Below are 20,227 nucleotides of genomic sequence, written 5' to 3' on the forward strand. Positions count from 1 at the left end.
GTCATGACAATCCGAACCGGCGACGCCGCCCCCGATTTTTCGCTCTCCGATCAGGACGATGGCCAATTCACGCTCTCTGAGCACCTCGGAAAGCGATTGCTGCTGGTCTTTTATCCGGGCGACGATACGCCGGTTTGCACCCGCCAGCTTTGCGATTACCGCGACGGGATCGAGCAGTTCGCCGACCTGGACGTGCAAGTGGTGGGCATCAGCGGTGACGATGCCGCCTCCCACCGGCGATTCCGCGACAAGCACGATCTGCCGTTTACCTTGTTGAGCGATCCCGGGCTGGAAGTTGCCGCACATTACGGCTGCAAGGGCCTGATGGGTATGAAGCGCGGTGTTTTTCTTGTCGACGAGGACGGTGTCGTGCGCTACGCGCATGTCGAGTCCGTGGCGGTGTTCCGGCGCAGCCGCGAAGAGCTGATCGAGGTCATACGGCACCTGGAATGAGCGACTCGGAAGCGGTCCTGCACCTCGAACGCCAGGTCGAGCGTAGTCTGGCGATTGCCGAGCGGATTCCCGACGAGGGGACCCTGCGCGACTCGCTGGATCGTCTGCAACGCTGGCAGCGCGCGCGGCTCGACCAAACATACGCCGATCTCATCAGGCAGCCGCGCTTTCGCCCGGCCTGCCATTTCTTCCTGGATGAACTCTACGGCGGCGGTGACGTGCATGCCCGCGATCGTCAGCTCAAGCGGGTGCTGCCCGTGATGCGGCGCTTCCTGCCGGGCCATCTCCTGTATGCCATGGGCGAGGCGATGCGGCTGCAGGCCGTCAGCCTTGAGTTCGATTTTTCCCTGGCCGCCATTCTCGTGGATGTGCGCGAAATTCGGCAGCCCGATTATGCTCGCGCCTACCGCCAACATGACCAGTGGGCGGCTCGCCGGGAGCAGATCGAGTTGATCCAGAGCCTGGGCGAATTGCTCGATCGAACGGTCCGTCGGACCATGGTTCGGCGGCTGGTGCGCATCATGCGCCGGCCGGCACAGGCGGGTGGCGCGGGCCTGCTGCAGAGCTTTCTCGAACGCGGTCTCGATGCCTTTGCCAGGATGAACGGTGCCGACGAGTTCCTGGCGACGATTCGCAAGCGTGAGTCCCAGGCGCTCGAAGCGATGGCATCGGGCGATGACTGGCCGTTCGAGCCGTGGATCGGGTCAGGCCCGGGGTCCGTTCAGGAATAGTCGCCGAGTGGGCGTGCCTCGGAGCCGGCGGCGACCGTGAGTTCGGCGATGCCGGCTTGTCGGCAGGCCTGCTCATCCTCGGGCGCATCAAACCGCACCGTTAGTTTGATGCCAAGGCTGTCCAGGCTGTTCCCGAGCTGTTCGAGTGTTGTCACATCCAGTTCGGATGTCGCGACCCGGCAGGCCAGCCTCAAGCGGCGAAAGCGTGCGGCGAGCTCGCCCAATTCATGCAGCAACACGCCGGCGTCTTCGACTTCCAGAGCGTCGATGGGCAGAACGATCAGGGGGTTATCCAGACCGGCCCGGTCGGCGGCCTCCACCGCCACTTCACGAACAATGGCGTGATAGCGGGCTTCTTCACCGATCTGTCGGGCCATTCTCGCCAGCCGGTCGTGACCGGCGTTCAGCGCCGGGTGCGTGCTCCTGGCGCTCACCATCAGCGCGTCGTAGGGGTCGCCTTCGATGCTGGCTTCCACGGCCAGGGGTTCGAGAAGCGAATCGTTGAGCAGCTCGTAGAGCTGCGGGGCCTGGACCGGGAATCCGTCGGGGTCCTCGGTAAAGCCGGCGATGGTCTGCCCGGCCAGCGTCTGCGGCGCGCCCGCTCGCCGGTTGGCAGCCCGGTCGAGCTGGGCAAGGCTGTGCACGCTGAAGGCGTAGTCGGCAATATGCAGGCGATCGCCCGGTCTGAGCACGGCCGGGCCGGAAAGTCGCTCGTCGTTGACAAACGTGCCGTTGGTGCTACCCAGGTCTTCCACGATGACCCGGTCGCCTTCGAGTGCCAGCCGAAGGTGGCGACGGGAAATGCGGTGAAGATTCAGGCGCGGATCGCAATCGCGACTGCGGCCGATCGTGCTGGGAAACCGGGTAACGCGGATCGGCCCGGTTTCGTCCCGCGTGTCGTCGAGTGGCTCGAGCACGATTGATTCAGTCATGGTTACCGTTCCCCGCCGGGTCGTCAGCGATCCGTTATCTCGGTATGGGCAACGCGCTCGGGAGAGGTCCGCCAGTGCACGAGACGCAGGGCCTCGTCGAGGAGTATCTCCGGATCTTCTTCCTTGTGGAGGTCGGGAAACTGAACGGCGAAGCGCACGTCGATCGGCACCTCCATGCTGGAAAACCGCATGTGCGTATTGACCAGCCGCTGGCGCAGACGACGGGTCAGAATACGGGCGCCTTCCCGGCCGGTGCCCATCAGGATGATGCTGAACAGGTCGGCGGCGGTTCGATGGACGCTGTCTTCATCACGCAGTTCCTCGACCAGGATGCGGTCGATGTTTCGCATGACCGCATCGGCCCAGTGACGGCCGAAGCGCTTGTCGAGTTGTCGGTGGCCCTGGAATTGCACATGGAGCAGGGAAAGCTCGAGCTGCTGGCGCTGGTGAAAACTGAGTGTTTGTTGCAGCCGATGGCAATAGGTAGCCGGTTCCTGCGGTTGCTGGAATGGGCCGGCGCCGGAAGTTCGTGGCTCGTGTCCGGACGGCAAGCCGCGCAGTTGCGGGTTGGCGGATTGCGCTTTTGGGCGGTTGTCGGATGTCAGGGCGTGACGAAGATCGTCAGGTGTAAATGGTTTGGCGATGAAATCGCTTGCGCCTTCTTCCAGGGCCTGCTTGCGCGCGCTGCTTTCGTCGTCGCCGGTGACCACCAGCACGGGGAGCTGGCGAATGCGGCGATCGGAGGATCGACGGATGCGCCGAATCAGTTCGTGGCCGTCCATCACCGGCATCATCAGGTCGGTGAACACCAGGTCGATCTGGTCGTCGCCGGCCAGTGTGCGCCAGGCTTCGCGGCCGTCGCGGGCGAGCACGATGTCACAGTGGCCGTACAGGAACCTGCTGCCGGCATAGCGCATCAGCCGGGAGTCGTCGACAAAGAGTACCCGGCGCCGCCTGTTGAGTTGGTCGATTGCCTGCAGCATGTATTTCCGCCTGCCCGCTCTGGCGGGATAAACCCCGTTCCCGCAACGAATTCATTTTGCGTCAGGCCGAACCCGACTGCAAGCGCCGGCGCGGCCCAGAGGCTGCGTGACGGATGACAGGGGTGCTTCTGGCGCGTATATTGCATTAGTATCTTGCAGATGCAGGCAAACTCCAGCCAGGACATGACTTCAAGCCGCCTCAAGGTCACCTCGATAAGAATGCCGCCCCATGCGGCAGGCTTCACGATGATTGAACTGATTGTCGTGCTGATCATCCTGGGCGCCCTGGCGTTCGTGGCAATTCCCCGACTCAACCTGGGCTCACTGAAAGTCATGCCCGTGGCCGAGCAGATCGCTGCGGAAATTCGCTATACGCAGAGTCTGGCGTTGACGCGAGCGGAGCCCTACACCTTCGAGCTTGCCGGAAACACCATCTCGATCAGTTCGATCAGTGGCCCCGGCGCAACGTTGTCAACCGGAGATGTTTCGAAGACGTTTGATGGTGTGACGATCGGTGGATCGAGTATCACGTTCACGTCGCGCTTTGGAGCGCCAGAAGCGCCTGTTGCGAATCCGGCCATAACCGTTGCGGCCGGTTCGGGAAATGCCGTTGATATCGTGGTCGAAGGAGAGACAGGGTATGTCAACATTGTGGAGTAGGCGAATTCACCTCCGGGCGCAGGCTGGCCTGACCTTGTTGGAGATGATCCTGTTCATCGTCGTGCTCGGTGTAGCCGGCGTGGCGCTATTGTCGACCTTATCGGCTCCACTGACCGGCGCCGGTGAGCAGACCCGCGCGTTGACCGCAGCCCAGGTCGTGCAGGCGCGTATGGAACTGGTGCTCGGTCAGAAGCGCAAGGCGGGTTATCCGGAGGATGTCTCCGATTGCAAGGCGGCGCTCGATCCATGTCCGGGGGCCACTCTGAGCGCTTGCGCTCTTCCCGCAGGCTGGAGCGAGCCCGCGGTGTCCTGCGAGGCCTGGAATGCGAACCCGACCGACGAGTATGTAGTAGTGGTTGTCAGTGCCGCCGGCCCCGACGGAACGAGCGCCACCGCGCGCACCTTGATTACCAATCTCGGGGGTGGCTGATGAGCGCGCGCGGCTTCAGTCTGATCGAAATGATCCTGACCATCATTCTCGTGGGCATTCTGGCGATGGTCAGCTTGCCGATGCTAGTTAGTGGGTTCGGCGCTTTCAGTCAGCAACAGGAAACCGCCGCTATTGAACGGGAGGCCATGCTTGCGCTCGAGCGAGTCGCACGCGAAATTCGGATGAGCCGAAACTTTGCTATCAGCGCCGATCAGACATCGATTAGCTTTGACAGGTTTGATGACGGCGGAAATCTGGTCAACGTGACCATTGAACGTCAGGGTGATGAATTGGTCATTGATCGTGACGGGAATGTCGGGCTTCTCGCAGCCATTGATGGCGACCCGCAATTCATATCGGAACCTTACGAGAACGCTTGCTATATCACTGCGGAATTTTCAACGCCGGATATCAGCGAACCCTGGCGTGTAGTGACTTATACGAGGAATGATTCATGTTGACGGCCGCCCCTCGAAAACAGAATGGATTCATGGCCATTATTCTGGTTGTGTTCCTGGTCGCCTTTGTCGCCATTGCGGCCGCCATTGTTTCGATGTCCACCTCCGGTGCGCGCGGCGCCGGTGATCATGCGAATGCCTCACGCGCCCTGTTCATGGCCGAGAGCGGTATCGAGTGGCCGGCGCTTGAATTATTCGACAGCGCTGATCCTGAGAGTGCCTGTAACGACCTTCAAAGCAATGCGGTCCTGCCGGAGTCGGTCAATGGTGAGGGCAGCTTTGATGTAACCGACTCAGAATATGACACTGCGGATGGCGGTTGCCGATTGACCGCTGTCGGCATCGTGAATGAAACCCGGCGAGTGTTGAAGGGGAAGATTCCAGAAAGTGTGCTCGAGGGCGATACCGGCGGTGGTGATGATCTTTTTGAGGATACCGAGTTCAATTGCAATTCGAATAATGTTGAGTGTCAGGATGGTGAGCTGATCTTTAACCGACCGGGCGGAAAAGGACAAGGTCAGCCTCCGACTCAAGCGAATGGCGCTGATTTGATTTCTGATAATTTTGTGGTTGGTGATGAGGTCTATTTTACCGCCAACATAGATTGGGATGCGAGTCCGACAAACAACGTGTTTGGGCTGGAAATGAACATCGACACCGGTGCTAATGTAGATTGCGATGTTCCGCTTCCTGGATTGAATAGCACTTGTAGCGCACCGGCGGAAAATGAGCTGTATGAGAATTTTGACATTGTCCTGGCTTTAGGAGACTACTTCGCAAGCAACAATGTCGGACAAGTAAAGATTCGCCTGGACTGGGCGACAAACCCATCCAATCAGGTTTTTCTTGCTGATGGTTGCATCGGCCGAGCTGGATACTGCTCCGGCAGTGGAGATGATCCCGTTGATGATGGTACTTGGGACGAAAATCCTTAATTGAATATCAGGAGTGTTCGGTATTGTGCAAAGATTGCCAATGGACTGATCGACCCAGCCATTCTGCACAGGTCGCCGACGTGTCGACGACGGCATCTGAATAAGGGGCTTAACCGACTTTGAGTCCGAATTTGACGCCTCGTTAGAGTTGCCTATTGGTGCAAGGTGCACTCGAGACCGCTTTCTTGCGTAATATGCCTGGCCTGGCCCTTGAGTACGAGCCACCTGTTGATCCTGCGCGTTGGATTGAGCGGCGCTTCCACCCAGAGTTCTTGAAGCCTTCTGCAAGCTTTTTGAGCCAGGCCATCTTCCAGCTGCAGTCGTGTCCATAATTCGATCGTAAATGGGTCGAATCGCTGTTTCTGGGCGTTCAATAACTGCTGCTTTCTCTCTGCGCGATCTCCATCGTGAGAGGCGAGGCGCTCGCGAGCACGGTGTATCCAGTAGTGCGTTTCAGCGTGGCCTGAAAAGTCTGAGTTGGCGGCCAGGGCATCAATCATTTTCGAGGTATCGTGGAGATTGATGGCCTTGCACTCCGTGGAAACGCGAGTGCGGGCAAGCACATAGACAGCGTGACCGAGATTTCGGTCAAAATCGGCAGTGTTTAAAGAAGAGCTGAGTTCTTCGGAAATGTGCGATTCTGCGTCCGGACGGTAGGCGCATGTCAGGTAAAGCTGAGTGGTCTTCAGTCGTTCTGGAGCAACATCGTTCTCAATGGCCTTCTCGAGCAGACGCAGGGTCGGTTCAACTGCATTGATGGCGAGCAACTGCCCACCGAAATGCCCGATGGCTCTCGAGCTTTGCGGGTTGGCCAGATAGTGTTTTTGCGCCTCCCGTAGGGGTTCGCTCCACAGGTTGCTGACGACCCAGAGTGAGGTGGCCAGAAGAATGATGTAGGCGGTCGCCGCCATGGTGGTCAAAGCCGGACGTTTTTCGAATGCCTTTAGGACTATCCAGGCAAGAGACAGGCAAGGCCCTATGAGCGGCAGGTAGTTCCGATGCTCGAAATACAAATCCAGGGGTGCAACGCTTGACTCGACGGAATGACCTACGACAAACCAAAGCACGCCAAGGCTGAGGGCCGGGATCTTTTTCCTGAAGGTCCAGGCTAGTCCAATGAACAGAATCCAGGCGGCGGCGGCTAAAATCGTCAGGGGTTCGAATATAGAGCGGGTGGGCTCATAAGTGTCCTGAAATGGACCGAGATCAAGCGTGTCAATAGGGATAAAGGAATGAAAAAGGTATTCCCACAGGATGCGGGTTTGTGTGATCAGTCGCTCCCAGCCACCGAATCCGCGCATGGCGATTAGTTCCTGGCTGTAAGGAAGAATCGAGAGCAGATTGACAGCTACCGCGACGGTGGGGAGCCAAAGAAAGACGGCGCACCATCGTCGCCACACTTTTCGGCTAATGGATAGCGGTCTCGCAAGCAGGGTTGATTCGATCAAGAGGATCAGAGTGGGTAGCAGCGCACCGTTTTCCTTGGAAAGGGTCGCCAACACTGTAAAGAGTCCAATGCTGACTGCCATGGCGGCGAGCGCGAGGCGCGGTCGTTTCTCGATCTGTGATCTTAGTAGCAGGTGACTGATCAGCCCAAATAGCACGAACAGCGCCGAAAGACTGTTCATGCGCTGGATAACCAGCAGCGAAGTTGAAGCGAGAATGGGTAACAGCATCCAGATGCCGCTGGTCAGAACAGCGCCGGATGCCGCCATCCGCTTGGGAAAAGCGTAGGAGTGGAGGGCGCGAAAGGCGAGCCAGGCAACGAGCAGGCCGTTGAGCAGGTGGATCAGGATATTGGTGCGTAGAAAAGTACTCGGTGAGTCCGGCCAGGAGTGTCTTTCCGGCAGAAATGTGGCAAGTGATAGTGGTCTACCCAGTGGGCCGGCAGTGCCCCCAGTAACGAATCTAATAGCTGATTCTAAATCGCGGACCTTCTCAAGCCCCGATAGGTTGGGTGTGTCGTCATAGTGAAGCGCCGCATCAAGGCCGGGTTGTAAGCAATACCAGACGACGAGGAGAACAAGCAGGAGCAGAAGACTGGACGCCGCCTGGTGCTTGAAAGCAAAAAGGGTGTTGTATCCAGGGGGGCGGAGTCGCGGCATAGACTTGTGAATTCAAAACAAAAAAGGAAGCCCTCGCTCAATTATGAGCGAGGGCTTCCTTAAGCCCAGCTATCCAAAAGAGTTACTAGCAACCTGAAACGAGAGAGTCATCCAGAGTGATAGTAGTCGATTCGCCGCTGGAGGTAATTGTCACTTCAAATTCGCAGTCTGTACCAGTTCCAGCGGCAGCGCTCCATCCTTCTTGAATCACATTGTCCCGGATTTCTTGATTAGTTCCGGCTGTGCCGGGTGTTCCGTCGGCGATCAGGATGGCCGCTGTGCTGGCAAGGGCTCCGCGGATGCCATCGAAGGTGGCCTCTTCAGCTTGAGTGGTTAGGTCCACGTAACGTGGAATAGCCACGGCGGCAAGAATGCCGAGGATGACGATGACAATGACCAGTTCGATCAGGGTGAAACCGCCCTGGCTTTTTCTGATGTTCATGTTTTGCATTGGTTTGGACTCCATGTCAGGTCTGTTTGGCTCGGGCCGCGGCCCGGGTGCCGTTTGCTGGTGGCGGCAGTGCTGGCCGGGCCGCAGCCGGGCCTTGGCCGCCGAGGTTTTATGCAACCCGGGTGAGTATATGCATTTGGCGTGCCAGATGCACGGGATCCGGTGAAATGCCCCGGTTTGAGGGGGTTCAGCCGTCAATGGTGGCGTTGACATTCTGAACCGGACTTTTCGGTGACGCAGATTGTCAGATTTTGTCGCGGTTTTCGGTCAGTATGCGACCGTACACACGAGCAGGAGGCCGCTGGTCAGGGCGACGACAACGGCGACCAGGAGCAGCAGCAGGGCCTTGATTCTGGGCGGTATGCTGCGCCCTGATTCGAAGTCGCCGATACGGTGCCAGCGGTTGCTCAGCGTTTCCAGTGGCTTGAGCAGGCTGGGGCGTGTGACGATGACAATGCCGGCCGCCAGGTTGAGGGCTTGTCCACCCAGCAGTACACAGGCGGATACGCCCCAGGCATTGCTTGCAGCCAAGGCATTCAGCAGGTCAAGCTTGAGCAGTTGCCAGATGCTGACCAGCGCGGCCAGTACCACGAGTAGCCCGAACGGGCGGTGGTGTCGATAGATCCAGCGTTCGACGCGCCATTGCCTGTCGAGTTCGTGAAAGGCCTGCTGAAGCCCCGCGCGTTCGGTCTCCCCGGCTTTGCCAGCGGTGATCAGCAGGGCGAGCGAGCCGGCGAGCAGGGCGAGTGCGAGCACCAGGACAACGACCAGGGTGGTCAGCACGAGAATCTCGGATGTCATCAGGCGCTCCCGACCCGGTTTCTGCCGTCGTGCTTGGCCCGGTAGAGTGCTTCGTCGGCCCGCGCGATCGTGTGGTTGATCGATTCTCCCGGCTGGTGCTCGGCCACCCCGATCGAGGTCGTGCACTCGACCGACCCGGTCGTGGTTTCAAATACCTCATCGGCAATTGCCCGGCGCAAACGTTCGGCTGCCAGCCGGGCGCCGGCCAGGTCGGTATCCGGCAGGACGGCCAGAAACTCCTCGCCGCCGAAGCGGCCAAAATCGGCGACGGTTTCGTCGACCCGCACGACGGCGTCGGCGCCGCGAAGCACTCCGGATGCACGATTGGCCAGTTCAGTCAGTACTTCGTCACCGGCCTGGTGGCCATATTGGTCGTTGACGCGTTTGAAGTGATCCAGATCCAGTACGGCGACACTGAAGACTGCCCCGGAGTCGCGGGCAACTTTGGCGGCCGCCTCGAGCCGGGCGATCAGCCGCCGGCGGTTGGGCAGGCCGGTGAGTTCGTCGTGCTCGGCCAGGTGCTGTAGCCGGGCAGAAACTTCCCGCAGTTCCCGGTTGCGCCGGCTGAGTGTGCGCCGCATGCGGGCGATATAGGCGCCGAACCAGGCCAGCCAGACCATCATCATGGCAAAGCCAAGCAACTCGAGCACGATTACCTGGGTGGAAGCTTCGATTCGCTCGGTGAAAAGGTCGCGAATGGTGATGGCGGTATAGCCGGCAACGGCGATCAGGGCCACCAGCATGAACTCGCGCTGGCGCAGCTGAAAGGCACCGAAGAAGGTGGAAATGATGAACAGCAACAGCAGGATGGTGCGGGCTTCCCCGGCTCGGCTGATGACCCACAGGCCAACGAGCACGGAAAGCAGGATGTGGGCCAGGGTCATGCTCGGGTCGCGAAAACGATTCGACCAGCCACTGCGCAGCGCCACGTGGAAAAAGAGCAGGCCGGCCAGCACGATAAGCACCAGCGAGGCCAGTTCCAGCGCGCCCATCTCCAGAAGCCCCATCGCCCATGCGGCAGCTGTCAGAACCGCGGATAACGCCCAGGCAAGCGTGGCCATGCGCAAGCGGTTCATGCGCACCTGGTATTTTGCGGCCTGGCCCGCATCGCTGGTTTGATGTTGGTCGCTCATTGAGAGTTGCTGGTGGTTGCGGCCTCCGAAACGTTCATATTCTGCCATGTTCGATCGTGCAGGGACCGAAGGCCGATGCTGTGGGCCGAATCGATATCAGGATCATAGGCGCCGTTTTCGTTCTTGTCGTTGAAGCCGAGCGTTACGCGCCAGGCCAGGTGAACGGCTTCATCGTCCGGGTCCTGAAGATACTGTGGATAACGTACCCGGTAGCCGAGCTGGTTACTGTCGCGCTCGAAATACCAGCTACCCAGGGGCACCGTTTCGGAGTCGGCAGACTCGATTTCACCGATGTAATTGCCCGGCACTTCGTCAAGCAGGGCCATGGGGTTTTCGCCGGCCAGCCCGGGCAAGGCGGAGATGCCTTCGTCGACGACCCGTTCGGCCGTGGCCATTCCCAGCGCCGAGCGCAGGGTGCCGATGGTGCTGGCCACATGTGCCGCTTCGGCCTGGCCGCGAAGCGGCATCAGGCGGTCGAAGGCGACCAGGAAGAGCAGGATCACCAGGATGATGACGATAACGAGCTCCAGCAGGGAAAAGCCCCGCTGTGTCCCCCTCGGGCAGCGGCTGCTCGTTGTCTCAGCCCAGCGCGGCACTTCCCACATCCCACATGGGTAGAAAGACGCCCAGCGCCAGGATCAGGACCAGGATGGCGAGGAAAATCAGCAGGATGGGCTCGATCGAGGCGCTGAGATTATCGAGGTCGTAGTCGACCTCGCGTTCGTAGTATTCGGCCGTCTCGGTGAGCATGGAGTCGACGTCGCCCGTTTCCTCGCCGATGCCGAGCATCTGCAGCACCAGCGGCGAGAACAGGCCGGTAGCGGCGGCGGTCCGTGACAGCGGCTCTCCGCGCTCGATGCCGGTGCGCATGTCGTTGACCGCCTGGCCGATGTAGTCGTTTTCGATGGCACGGGCGGTCAGGGTCAGACCCTGGATGAGGGGGACGCCCGAGCGGTAGGTCATGGCGAAGGTCCGCGCGAAGCGTGCCATGATGCCCTGGAACAGGATATGGCCGACAACCGGGAAGCGAAGCTTGAGGCGGTCCCAGCGATAGCGGCCGGTGTCGGTACGGATCCAGCCGCGAAAGGCGAGCAGCGCGATGCCGATGACCAGCAGGATGACCCACCACCATTCAGCCGTGAAATTCGACGTCCCGATGATGATTCTTGTCGGCAGCGGCAGCTCGGCATCGTTGCGCGAAAAGAAGTCGGCGAAGACCGGGATCACCCAGACCATCAGGATGGCCACAGCGATGAACATGGCCGTGATTACCATGGCCGGATAGCGCAGGGCCTGCTTGAGGCGCGCCCTGAAGTCGCGTTCGAGTTCCAGGTAGTCGGTCAGTTGCGAAAAGGCCTGCTCGAGGTTGCCGGAGTTCTCGCCCACACGCACGATGCTGACGAACATGGGCGGGAAAACCTTCGGGTTCTGGCTCAGCCCGCTGGCGAGATCGCGCCCTGATTCCAGCGTTTCCACGACGTCCTCGATGGCATGTCGGAGCTGCTGGTTGCGGGTCGACTCGGCGACATTGCGCAGGCCGTGGATGATGGGAACGCCGGCCTTGGTCAGGGTGAACATCTGGCGGGTAAACAGGATCAGGTCATTGGTGCCGGGCATGTCCATGCCCAGGCGCTGACGCAGACTCCGGCCTTCGTCCCCGGCGTCGGGTGCTGACTCGATCTCGATCGGCGTGATGTCGAGCCGCATGAGCTGCTGGGCCACCGCATCGGTGGACTCGGCCTCCACGCGGCCGTCGACGAGCTGGCCGCGCGCATTGCGTCCCCGGTACTGATACGCGCTCATCAGGGCGCCTCGTCGGTCATGGTGATCGACTCCATCTGGCTGTCGAGCAATTCATCCAGCCCGCCGGCGAGGCGAACGACTTCTTCGAGCGAGGTGATGCCTTCGCGGGCGTAGTCGATCGCACAATCGATGAGGGGGCGGTAGCCCTTGCGGCTGCAGGCCAGCCGGGAGAATTCCGCGGTATCCATCTTTCGCAGGGCGTCGGTGAGTTCTTCGTCCATTTCCAGCAGTTCATAAACGCCGATACGCCCACGGTATCCGGTATTCGAGCAGTAGGCGCAGCCATTTCCGGCACGGAAGCGCATGCCTTCGGCTTTCTCCTTGCCAAGGTGGGAACGCACCCAGGCCAGTTGCCCGCTGTCGGGTTCGGTGTCCTCGCCGCAGGAGTCACACACGCGTCGAACCAGGCGCTGGGCCAGCACGCCGTCGAGTGCGGCAGCGACCATGAAACCCTGGGCGCCCATGTCGACCAGGCGCATGACGGTTGCCGGGGCCGAGTTGGTGTGAAGCGTCGACAGGACGAGGTGGCCGGTCATCGCCGCGCGCAGCCCGATTTCGGCTGTTTCCCGATCACGCATTTCGCCCACCATGATGATGTCGGGATCCTGTCGCAGGGCGGTGCGCAGCACGCGCGCGAAGTCCAGCTCGATCTTGGGGTTGACCTGCACCTGGTTGATCCGCGGCAGGCGGTATTCGACCGGATCCTCGACCGTGATGATCTTGCGCTTGGACTGGTTGATCTGGTTGAGCGCGGCATACAGCGTCGTGGTCTTGCCCGAGCCCGTGGGGCCGGTAACCAGAACCATTCCGGACGGCCGGTTGATGAGGCGACGGATGCGCGATTCCATTTCGGGCGGAATGCCGAGCCTGTCGAGTTCGAGCAGGCCGGCCGACTGGTCGAGCAGGCGCATGACCATCGACTCGCCGTACTGGATCGGCATAGTCGACAGGCGCACGTCGATGTTGTGGTCCTTGACCCGCAGCGAGAAGCGGCCGTCCTGCGGCAGGCGCTTTTCGCTGATATTGAGCGAGGCCATGAGCTTCAGGCGCGTGACCAGGGCAGAGGCGACGCGGCGTCCCTCGATGATCTGTTCCTGCAGTTCGCCGTCGACGCGCTGTCGAATGCGCAGCACCGACTCGTCCGGCTCGATATGGATATCGGAGGCGCCGATCTGGACGGCGTCTTCGAACATCGAGCGCAGCAGTTTGATGACCGGTGCATCGACCTGGCCCTCGTCGTCCTCAAGCTGGGAGATGTCGTAGTCACTGCCCGACAGTTCCTCGCCCAGCTCCTCGGCCAGCGAGGAGATTTCCTCGGTTCGGCGGTAGACGATATCGATGGTTCGCAGCAGATCCGATTCGCGGACCAGTACCAGGTCGACCGGTTTTTTGAGGATGCTCCTCAGCGCGTCGTAGCCGAAGATGTCAGTCGGGTCGGCCATGCCGACGGTCAGCTTGTCTTTATCCTCGGAGAGCACGATGGCCCGGTAGCGGCGGGCGTGCGTTTCCGGCAGCAGCCGCACCGTCTGGGGCTTGAAGTTGTAGTGCTTGAGGTCGATGACCGGAATATCGAGCTGGCGGCCGAGGAAATCGAGCAGGTCGTCTTCGGTGACGTGGCCAAGCTGCACCAGCACGCGGCCCAGTTTATGGCCGGATCGTTTTTGCTCGCCCAGAGCCTCCTGGAGCTGGCGTTCGGAGATGACCTTGTGCTGCACGAGCAGGTCGCCGAGGCGGATTTTCTGTCGCGGCTTGCGCAGGTTGCTCATTCCATCTCTCCGGTAATCGGCTCAAGGGCGTTGAGTCGCTGGCGCGCGAAGCGCGCCGCACGGGCATCATCGCCGCCCAGGGCTTGATTGTAGGCCTCGACCGCTTCTTGCTGACGTTGCAGTGATTCGAGCGAGGCGCCGAGGCCGATCCATGCAGCACCCCGTCGCGGTAGGATCCCGGTCAGTTCGCGGTAGAGCGCGGCCGCTACCTCGTGATCGCCGAACTGCCGATGGGCTGCGGCCAGGAGCAGATGATAGTCCGGTGCTTCAGACAAGGCCGGTGCGTGTGCTGCCAGCACGCTGCGCGCCCGCGCCAGTTCGCCGCGTTCCATCAGCAGGCGACCCAGAAGTGTGGCCAGCGGGGCGGAATCGCGCGCTTGGTCGAGGCCCGTTTCGAGTACCCGAATCGCGCTATCGTGCCGGCGCTGCCGGATCAGCGTGTTCGCCAGCAGTTCGTGGGCTTCGGTGAGGCCGGGTTGCTCGCCGATCAGTTCCCGCAGGCGTGACTCGGCTCGCTGGTGCTGCCCGCGGGCCAGGAAACGCTTGGCCGCGACCAGGGGATCGGAGGCGTCGGGGCTCTGGTTCGAGCGGCGGATCGAGATCGTGGGCTCTTCGTCTTTCGCCTGACTCTGACTCGTTGCCGGAGCCGGGTCCGGCCCGGGCGAAGGCTCCGATGTGCTGCGCTCTTCGGGTGCTGTTGCGCTTGCGGGTGCCGGTTGCTCCGTCCGGGTTTCGCCATTGCTTGCCGCAGATTGTTGCGGCGGTTGCTTTTCAACCGGCTCCACGGTTGTTTCCGGAGCCGGTTGCTGCGTTTGCGCCGGCGGTGACGTCGAAGCGTCCTGCTCAACCCGGGTCGCTGAATCCGGTTGTTCGCTCACGGCGCTCGGGTCAGGATCTGTAGCCGCTTGTGGTTCTTTAACCGGATCGGCTTGTGCCGTGAGTGGTGCGGTTTCCTGCGGGCGGACGGCCGGACCTCCTTGGTTCAGGCTCAGGTGCAGGACGATGCCGACGGCCAGTGCAGCAAACAGCCAGAGTGGCCAACGCCAGCTACGCAGCGTCGAGCCGGATCGGCGGTTCTGGACGGGGCGGGGCGTCTGCCTCGCCTCGGGGGCGTCACGGCGCTCCAGGTCCTTGAGAACGTCGTTGATCAGGCTCATCCACCACCTCGCAACATCTCCAGCACCAGGAAAGTGCCGACAGCGGCCAGGCTAAATGCCGCGACCCTCGCGGCCGGTTGCAGCCTGGGCCACCAAAGCTGGCCGGCCGTGTCTTCGGTGTCGCCGATGGCCCTTCGCACATCATAAGCGCCGACCCGTCCATGGCCGCGGCCCCAGGCCGATAAAAGGGCTTTGTCGGCCAGGATATTGACGAGCCGGGGAACGCCACCGCTGGCGCGTGCGATGCGCGAAAGGGCGCGGCTGGAAAATAATTGACCGTCGCCGCCCGCGCGCTCGAGTCGATGGGCGATGTAACCGATCACGCCGCCACGATCGAGCGGTTCCAGGTGGCAGGAGTAGGTGATGCGTTGCCGCAATTGCCTGAACTGCGGCATGGCCAGGCGACGATCCAGTTCGGGCTGACCGAACAGCACCACCTGCAGCAGTTTGCGCTGCTCGGTTTCGAGGTTGGTGAGCAGTCGGACGGTTTCCAGGGTGCTCGCCGGAAGCGCCTGTGCTTCGTCGATCAGCAGCACGGGCCGCAGGCCGCGCGAGGCCATGGCCGCCAGCTCGGTTTGCAGGCGCTCATGAATGATCTGCTGGGTCGGGCGCTTGGGCAGTTCGATGCCGAGGTCGCGGGCAAGGGCCGAACGCAGCGTGCCCGGCGAGAGGTGCGGGTCGGGCAGCCAGGCCGTGACGAAAGGCTCGTCGAGTTCATCGAGCAAGGTGCGGCAGAGCAAAGTCTTGCCCAGCCCGATCTCACCGACCACCTTGATGAAACCCTCACCCTGCTCGAGTGCCACGCGCAGGGTCGTCAGCGCTTCGGCCTGCGACGGTTCGGGGTAGCGGAATGCCAGGTGCGGCGTCAGCCGGAACGGTCGCTGATTGAGTCCGAAGTGCTCGCAGTACATATTCAGAGGATCCCGTGAACGATCAGCGCGGCCACCGATCGCTGCCCATCTCTCCGATCCGGTCAAGGGCGCCCTCGGCCTCCCGCGACCAGGTGCGCGGCGAGTCGATCACAACCGGTCGCAGCAGGATGACCAGTTCGGTCTTGACGGTTTCTTCCCGGCGACTTCCGAAGGCCTGGCCCAGTAACGGAATTCGGCTCAAGCCCGGTGTGCCGAAACGTCTCTGCTCGGACGATTCGCGCATGAGACCGCCGATCACCACGACCTGGCCGTTGCGGGCGCGGATGATGCTGTCGGACTGGCGCACGCTGGAGAATGCTAGCGGCAGGGATTCCTCTTCACCGCCGACGGTGAATGTCTTGGTCTGGTCCTTAACTTCGCTGACGGTGGGGTGGACGTGCAGGATGATGTTGCCCTCGCGGCTGATTTGCGGGGTGACGTCGAGCGCAATACCCGAGAAAAACGGTGTGAGTTCGACCGAGCTGGCCGCCGTGGTGCTCGCCGCGCCGGTCGAGGTTCGTCCGGTGACTCCGGTCACGAAGAACTCGTCGGTGCCGACCTTGATGACGGCTTTCTGGTTGTTGATCGTCGATACGCGCGGGCTCGATAGCACGCGTGTCACACCCTGGGTTTCGAGTAGCTCGATGAAGGCATTGAAGCTGCCCGTGTCAGCGGTGAGAACAGTGCTGCCGCCGAAGGCGCCCGTCTCGAAGCCCTGGACGACTTCACCCGGGGTGACCGTATAGGGCCGCTCTCTGATGGCTGAAGCGCTGTCGCTGAATGCGTTGGGACCGGAAACCTGGCCGAATCCAAGCAATCGCCCATCCACGTTTTCCAGGGCCTGCCAGTTGATGCCGGATTGATAGGCGTCGCGCAGCTCGACTTCAACCACCTTCGCTTCGAGGATGACCTGCCGCTGGACGCTGCCCTCGATGGCTTCAAGGAGCTCGGCAATGGCGCGATGTTCCTGCGGCATGGCGCGAACCGAAATGACACCCGATAGCGGGTTGATCATGATGCGGCGATCCTCGCTGTCTTCCAGCATGCCCTCGATGGCCACCTGCAGGCCGCCCCAGAAGTTCGCTTCCGAATCGGTGTTGATGGTCGTGCCCGCACTGCGGTCGCTTTGTCCGTTCTGGACGGTTTCGGTAACCAACCGGCCTTCATCATCCCAGGTGGTTCGATAGGCGGGCCCGGCATCCCCCTGGCTGTTCCGGTTTCTGTTCCTGTCGCCGCTTTCAAGGGCATCGGGGTTTTCGGTGGCCTGGCCCGAGCTGACCCTTGTCCTGGAGGAGCCGCGGCGATTGACGTCCAGGTAGTTGACCTCGTACACGCGGTTTCGCAGTTCGGGCGACCGAACGATGTAACCGGTTTCATTGCGCCGGTATTCGAGACCGTAGATTTCCTGCACGATCTGCATGACCTCTTCAACGGTTACGTCGCGCAACTCGAGCGAGATCGTCTGGTCGACGTCGGGATGGACCACCATGTTCATATCGGTGTCGGCCACCAGGCTCATCAGGAACTGGCGCGCCGGCGCATTATTGACCGTGACGTCGAAGCGCTCTTCCGGCGGGGGCTCGAAGGCCGGCTCCGTATCCGGAATCAGCAGGTCCCGAGTGTCTTCGACGTCCGGCGCTTCGCGGGTAGCCGCCGCTTCGAGTTCACTTTTGATGTTCCGGTCGATTTCCGCGGCCCGATCGCCGGTTGTGGCGCAGGCGGTCAAGCCCGTGGTCAATATCGCGAGGGCGATCAGGCGTAAAGATTGGTGTTCCATGGGCAGCATCAGTTTCCGGATCCGTCGTTGTTGTTGGTCAGGTGCGTCTCGATCGTCAGTTCGATTCTCTCGCCGTTGCGTTCGAGCACGACGCGGCCGGGTTCAATAAGCATGACCTCGGCATTGTCCACGGTCTCGCCCAGTCGCAGGCGCTGACCGTCGATGACGGCAATGCGACGCTTTGGGGCCAGCAGGATGGACTGAAGTTGAAATGGCGCGCTTTGTCCGGGGCCGGGGCCGTCGCCGAACCAGGCATCGATCTCGCCCTGCGTTGGTGGACGGGTGGGGTCGCGAAGCTCGCCCTGGCCGAGCGCCAGGGCCGGCGACATCATCAAAAGAGCAATCCAGGTCATTCGCATTTTCATACTCCCAGCCAGCGGTCGTCGAGCGTGACGCTGTAGAGAATCAATTCGATCCGGTTGGTGGGCCATTGATCGACGGTCAGCTCCAGCGACTCCCAGAATACGCCACGTGGCAATCCGGATGTCTGGTCGAGATAATTGCGGATGCCGTCGAAGTCACTTTCGATAACGACGCGGACCCGGTGCACGAACAGGCCGGGCACGGGGTTGCCGGAGGCGCTTTCGAGCCGTCCCGGCGGGATATTCTCCAGTTCGACGATGTCCACGCCCGCCCGCCGGGCCAGCAGTCCGGCCAGGACCGAGACCGATTCTTCAGGTGAGGCGATGCCACCATGCCGCTCAGCCAGGCGGGTCTCGAGTTCGTCGATTTCGGACTGCAGGGCATCGCGCTCGGTGATCAGCTGGCGATTCGGGTCGTGGCTCCGCTCGGCGGCGAGTTGCTGCAGGTTGCGGGTCAGATCGCTTACGCGTTCACGAACATTCTGCAGTTCCGTGCGTACCGCTTCCTGTCGCTGGCCCAGGGGCTGCATGGTGGAGAAATCCCAGATCAGAAAAATCACCGCGCACGCAGCCAGCAATAGCAGGGCTCGCTCGCGCAGGCTCAGGGCGTTGACGCGTTCGGCAATCTTTCTCAGGCGCGCACGCAGGGTCATGGCGTTTCCTCCGCCGCGGTCGAGATCGTGAACTGGACGCCTGGCTGCCCGTCCGACCGCTCTCTCAGCCGAATTTGCCGAAAGCCCAGGCCGGAAAATTGCTCCACGGCAGACAATTGGGTCAGCCAGGCCGGTACAAGCCTGGCTTCGAGGGCATTGCCGTCTACAGTGAGCGTTTGTCCCTGGTCGGCCATCAGCAGGCCGGTGAGCCAGAGACCGTCGGGAATTTCGGCGGATAGTGCATCGAGCCGCGCGAGCAGGTCGACTTCGGCTGCCGGCATACGGCGCTGGAGGGCAGTCAGGCTCTCCCGCAGGCCATCACGCCGGGCTTGCAGACGTTCGATCTGAGCCTGTAGCGCACCGTCGGGTTCTGTCGGCGGCATGCTCGACTGCAGTTCGGCGACTTGCCCGATCGCGCGCTGCTCGGCCTGTTGTTGCCGCTCGAGTTCGGCCTCGAGCCCGTTCACGCGCTGGCCGATCAATACCGACCAGAGCACCAGAAGAATGACCAGGCCCAGTGAAAGCCAGGCGATGGTCTGGGCCGAGAAGACAATCCGTTCCTTGCGGAATATCGGCTGGTAGAGGTTGATCTGCTGGCTCACAGACTCACCTCCTCTTGACGCAAAGCGCCGCCGAGCGCGATCAGGAACTCGGCCAGATGTTGGTTCGGCAACTCGACCTCGCTGGTAATCACGTTTTCCGGCTGATAGCCGTCGACCTGCAGGTTGAGGCCGTCGGCGAGCGACTCGACCAGCGCTTCGTGCGAGGCAAAGCCCGGCAGAATACTCAAGGCCGCAACCGGCGGCTGGCCGTAGTGGCTGTCGTAATAGTCGAGCGAGCGCTGGACTTCGAGGGCGATCTGATCGAATGATGCTTCGGGTTCTTCGAACAGCTGCGACGTGCCGGTTTCGAGCCGGCGGCTTAGATAGAGGCTGCCCTGGCGGGTAATGGTGAGGATGCCGTGGTTTTCGTCGAGGTAGAGCATGGCCACGCCGCGAACATCCTCATCGAGCCGTGCAGCCAGGTTGCGAAGCGCCATTTCGGTAATGTCGATGACTTTCAGATTGAGGTCCGAAGCCTCGACGAGATCGATGTGCTCGCGCAGTTCCCGGGAACGGGCTGCAACTGCGTACATCATGGCCTGGCCCTGGGGACGATTTCCCTGGCCGGGGATTTCGAACACGTCGATGACGGCGTCGTCGATGTGAAAGTCGATCAGGTTGCGCACTTTCCAGCGCACGGCGGCGCGCAACTCCGAGGGCTCGACGCGGGGGGCTTCGACCAGAAGCAGCTCGTACTGTCCCTCGGCCAGCACCAGGTTCACGGGCGCATGACGGCCGGGTGAGACGTTACGCAGCGTTTTGTCCAGGTCGTGGTTGCCGGTCAACTCCTCGCAGTTCGCGGACAGCAGGCGTGGCTTGCGTCCGCGCTGGTGGTCGACCGAAGCGGCAGTCAGCAGACGCGGCGTCAGGTGCAACCCTGTCACCGCATGGCTCCGGGCGCGCTTCCGAAACGGATTCAAGTCTATTTCCCCTTTAGTGCTGGCTTCGGATTCCGCAGCGAGGCGTGTCCGGATGCGGGCACATGAATAGTTGTTGCCATCGCTGTAACCCGAGCCAAAGCAGTAGTGATAAAAGCTTGGCAAGCAATTGATCAGGTTGTGAAATGTATCGCAAGGGCATGGGCGGGTCAATTGATATTCCCGACATGCGTCTTGCTGCCGACG

At 61.5% G+C, this 20,227-nt stretch carries 22 protein-coding genes; 6 read left to right on the forward strand and 16 right to left on the reverse strand.

Annotated features, from left to right (window positions below; translation table 11 throughout):
* Nucleotides 1–3: 3 nt before the first annotated feature.
* A complete protein-coding gene (locus ACDC66_RS03425) occupies nucleotides 4–453 on the forward strand; it encodes a peroxiredoxin (protein ID WP_376695277.1) in 450 nt (149 codons plus the stop codon).
* Nucleotides 450–1,184, forward strand: coding sequence for an FFLEELY motif protein (locus tag ACDC66_RS03430; RefSeq protein WP_376695278.1), 735 nt, complete (start codon nucleotides 450–452; stop codon nucleotides 1,182–1,184). The genes ACDC66_RS03425 and ACDC66_RS03430 overlap by 4 nt, the downstream gene beginning before the upstream one ends.
* Here ACDC66_RS03430 and ACDC66_RS03435 read toward each other — a convergent pair.
* Both ACDC66_RS03435 and ACDC66_RS03440 read right to left on the reverse strand, forming a co-directional pair.
* Nucleotides 1,175–2,116, reverse strand: coding sequence for an FHA domain-containing protein (locus ACDC66_RS03435; RefSeq protein WP_376695279.1), 942 nt, complete (start codon nucleotides 2,114–2,116; stop codon nucleotides 1,175–1,177). The two genes, ACDC66_RS03430 and ACDC66_RS03435, sit on opposite strands and share 10 nt — an antisense overlap.
* A gap of 23 nt (nucleotides 2,117–2,139) precedes the next feature.
* Entirely contained in the window at nucleotides 2,140–3,099 is a 960-nt protein-coding gene (locus ACDC66_RS03440; protein ID WP_376695280.1) for a GGDEF domain-containing response regulator, read from the reverse strand.
* A gap of 159 nt (nucleotides 3,100–3,258) precedes the next feature.
* On the opposite strand from ACDC66_RS03440, the gene ACDC66_RS03445 reads away from it, so the two are divergent.
* The 4 genes from ACDC66_RS03445 to ACDC66_RS03460 are packed head-to-tail and all read left to right on the forward strand — an operon-like array spanning nucleotide 3,259 to nucleotide 5,582.
* Nucleotides 3,259–3,759 carry a pilus assembly FimT family protein gene (locus ACDC66_RS03445; RefSeq protein WP_376695505.1) on the forward strand — a complete coding sequence of 167 codons (501 nt, stop codon included), beginning with the start codon at nucleotides 3,259–3,261 and terminating at the stop codon, nucleotides 3,757–3,759.
* Nucleotides 3,740–4,189 carry a type II secretion system protein gene (locus tag ACDC66_RS03450; RefSeq protein WP_376695281.1) on the forward strand — a complete coding sequence of 150 codons (450 nt, stop codon included), beginning with the start codon at nucleotides 3,740–3,742 and terminating at the stop codon, nucleotides 4,187–4,189. The genes ACDC66_RS03445 and ACDC66_RS03450 overlap by 20 nt, the downstream gene beginning before the upstream one ends.
* Nucleotides 4,189–4,650: a pilus assembly FimT family protein gene (locus ACDC66_RS03455; protein ID WP_376695282.1), complete on the forward strand. Its 462-nt coding sequence runs from the start codon at nucleotides 4,189–4,191 to the stop codon at nucleotides 4,648–4,650. Before ACDC66_RS03450 ends, ACDC66_RS03455 begins: the two co-directional genes overlap by 1 nt.
* Nucleotides 4,644–5,582, forward strand: a complete 939-nt coding sequence (locus ACDC66_RS03460) for a hypothetical protein (protein ID WP_376695283.1) — start codon at nucleotides 4,644–4,646, stop codon at nucleotides 5,580–5,582. Before ACDC66_RS03455 ends, ACDC66_RS03460 begins: the two co-directional genes overlap by 7 nt.
* Nucleotides 5,583–5,734: 152 nt before the next feature.
* On the opposite strand, the gene ACDC66_RS03465 is transcribed toward ACDC66_RS03460, so the two are convergent.
* The 14 genes from ACDC66_RS03465 to pilM form a co-directional block, all read right to left on the reverse strand.
* On the reverse strand, nucleotides 5,735–7,687 hold the full coding sequence (locus ACDC66_RS03465; RefSeq protein ID WP_376695284.1) for a hypothetical protein: 1,953 nt from the start codon (nucleotides 7,685–7,687) through the stop codon (nucleotides 5,735–5,737).
* 85 nt (nucleotides 7,688–7,772) lie between these two features.
* The gene (locus tag ACDC66_RS03470) at nucleotides 7,773–8,138 is read right to left on the reverse strand and encodes a type II secretion system protein (RefSeq protein ID WP_376695285.1); all 366 of its coding nucleotides are present in this window, start codon (nucleotides 8,136–8,138) and stop codon (nucleotides 7,773–7,775) included.
* 267 nt (nucleotides 8,139–8,405) lie between these two features.
* Nucleotides 8,406–8,939: a hypothetical protein gene (locus tag ACDC66_RS03475; protein ID WP_376695286.1), complete on the reverse strand. Its 534-nt coding sequence runs from the start codon at nucleotides 8,937–8,939 to the stop codon at nucleotides 8,406–8,408.
* Nucleotides 8,939–10,072 (reverse strand): GGDEF domain-containing protein, encoded by a 1,134-nt coding sequence (locus ACDC66_RS03480; protein WP_376695287.1) that lies wholly within the window; start codon nucleotides 10,070–10,072, stop codon nucleotides 8,939–8,941. The genes ACDC66_RS03475 and ACDC66_RS03480 overlap by 1 nt, the downstream gene beginning before the upstream one ends.
* Entirely contained in the window at nucleotides 10,069–10,668 is a 600-nt protein-coding gene (locus ACDC66_RS03485) for a hypothetical protein (protein WP_376695288.1), read from the reverse strand. Before ACDC66_RS03485 ends, ACDC66_RS03480 begins: the two co-directional genes overlap by 4 nt.
* Nucleotides 10,652–11,875, reverse strand: a complete 1,224-nt coding sequence (locus tag ACDC66_RS03490) for a type II secretion system F family protein (protein WP_376695289.1) — start codon at nucleotides 11,873–11,875, stop codon at nucleotides 10,652–10,654. The genes ACDC66_RS03485 and ACDC66_RS03490 overlap by 17 nt, the downstream gene beginning before the upstream one ends.
* Nucleotides 11,875–13,641 (reverse strand): GspE/PulE family protein, encoded by a 1,767-nt coding sequence (locus ACDC66_RS03495; RefSeq protein ID WP_376695290.1) that lies wholly within the window; start codon nucleotides 13,639–13,641, stop codon nucleotides 11,875–11,877. The genes ACDC66_RS03490 and ACDC66_RS03495 overlap by 1 nt, the downstream gene beginning before the upstream one ends.
* Complete coding sequence (locus tag ACDC66_RS03500; RefSeq protein WP_376695291.1) at nucleotides 13,638–14,798, reverse strand: tetratricopeptide repeat protein; 1,161 nt, start codon at nucleotides 14,796–14,798, stop codon at nucleotides 13,638–13,640. The genes ACDC66_RS03495 and ACDC66_RS03500 overlap by 4 nt, the downstream gene beginning before the upstream one ends.
* A complete protein-coding gene (locus tag ACDC66_RS03505; protein ID WP_376695292.1) occupies nucleotides 14,795–15,709 on the reverse strand; it encodes an ExeA family protein in 915 nt (304 codons plus the stop codon). Before ACDC66_RS03505 ends, ACDC66_RS03500 begins: the two co-directional genes overlap by 4 nt.
* A 22-nt stretch (nucleotides 15,710–15,731) precedes the next feature.
* On the reverse strand, nucleotides 15,732–17,486 hold the full coding sequence (mshL, locus tag ACDC66_RS03510) for a pilus (MSHA type) biogenesis protein MshL (protein ID WP_376695293.1): 1,755 nt from the start codon (nucleotides 17,484–17,486) through the stop codon (nucleotides 15,732–15,734).
* An 8-nt stretch (nucleotides 17,487–17,494) separates the two neighbouring features.
* Nucleotides 17,495–17,839, reverse strand: a complete 345-nt coding sequence (locus ACDC66_RS03515) for a hypothetical protein (protein ID WP_376695294.1) — start codon at nucleotides 17,837–17,839, stop codon at nucleotides 17,495–17,497.
* An 8-nt stretch (nucleotides 17,840–17,847) separates the two neighbouring features.
* Entirely contained in the window at nucleotides 17,848–18,501 is a 654-nt protein-coding gene (locus tag ACDC66_RS03520; RefSeq protein ID WP_376695295.1) for a hypothetical protein, read from the reverse strand.
* Nucleotides 18,498–19,103: a PilN domain-containing protein gene (locus ACDC66_RS03525; protein WP_376695296.1), complete on the reverse strand. Its 606-nt coding sequence runs from the start codon at nucleotides 19,101–19,103 to the stop codon at nucleotides 18,498–18,500. The genes ACDC66_RS03520 and ACDC66_RS03525 overlap by 4 nt, the downstream gene beginning before the upstream one ends.
* Complete coding sequence (gene pilM, locus ACDC66_RS03530; RefSeq protein ID WP_376695297.1) at nucleotides 19,100–19,987, reverse strand: pilus assembly protein PilM; 888 nt, start codon at nucleotides 19,985–19,987, stop codon at nucleotides 19,100–19,102. The genes ACDC66_RS03525 and pilM overlap by 4 nt, the downstream gene beginning before the upstream one ends.
* Nucleotides 19,988–20,227: the final 240 nt, after the last annotated feature.

It is taken from the genome of Wenzhouxiangella psychrophila, from assembly GCF_042310375.1.
In the GTDB taxonomy this organism is placed as follows: domain Bacteria; phylum Pseudomonadota; class Gammaproteobacteria; order Xanthomonadales; family Wenzhouxiangellaceae; genus Wenzhouxiangella.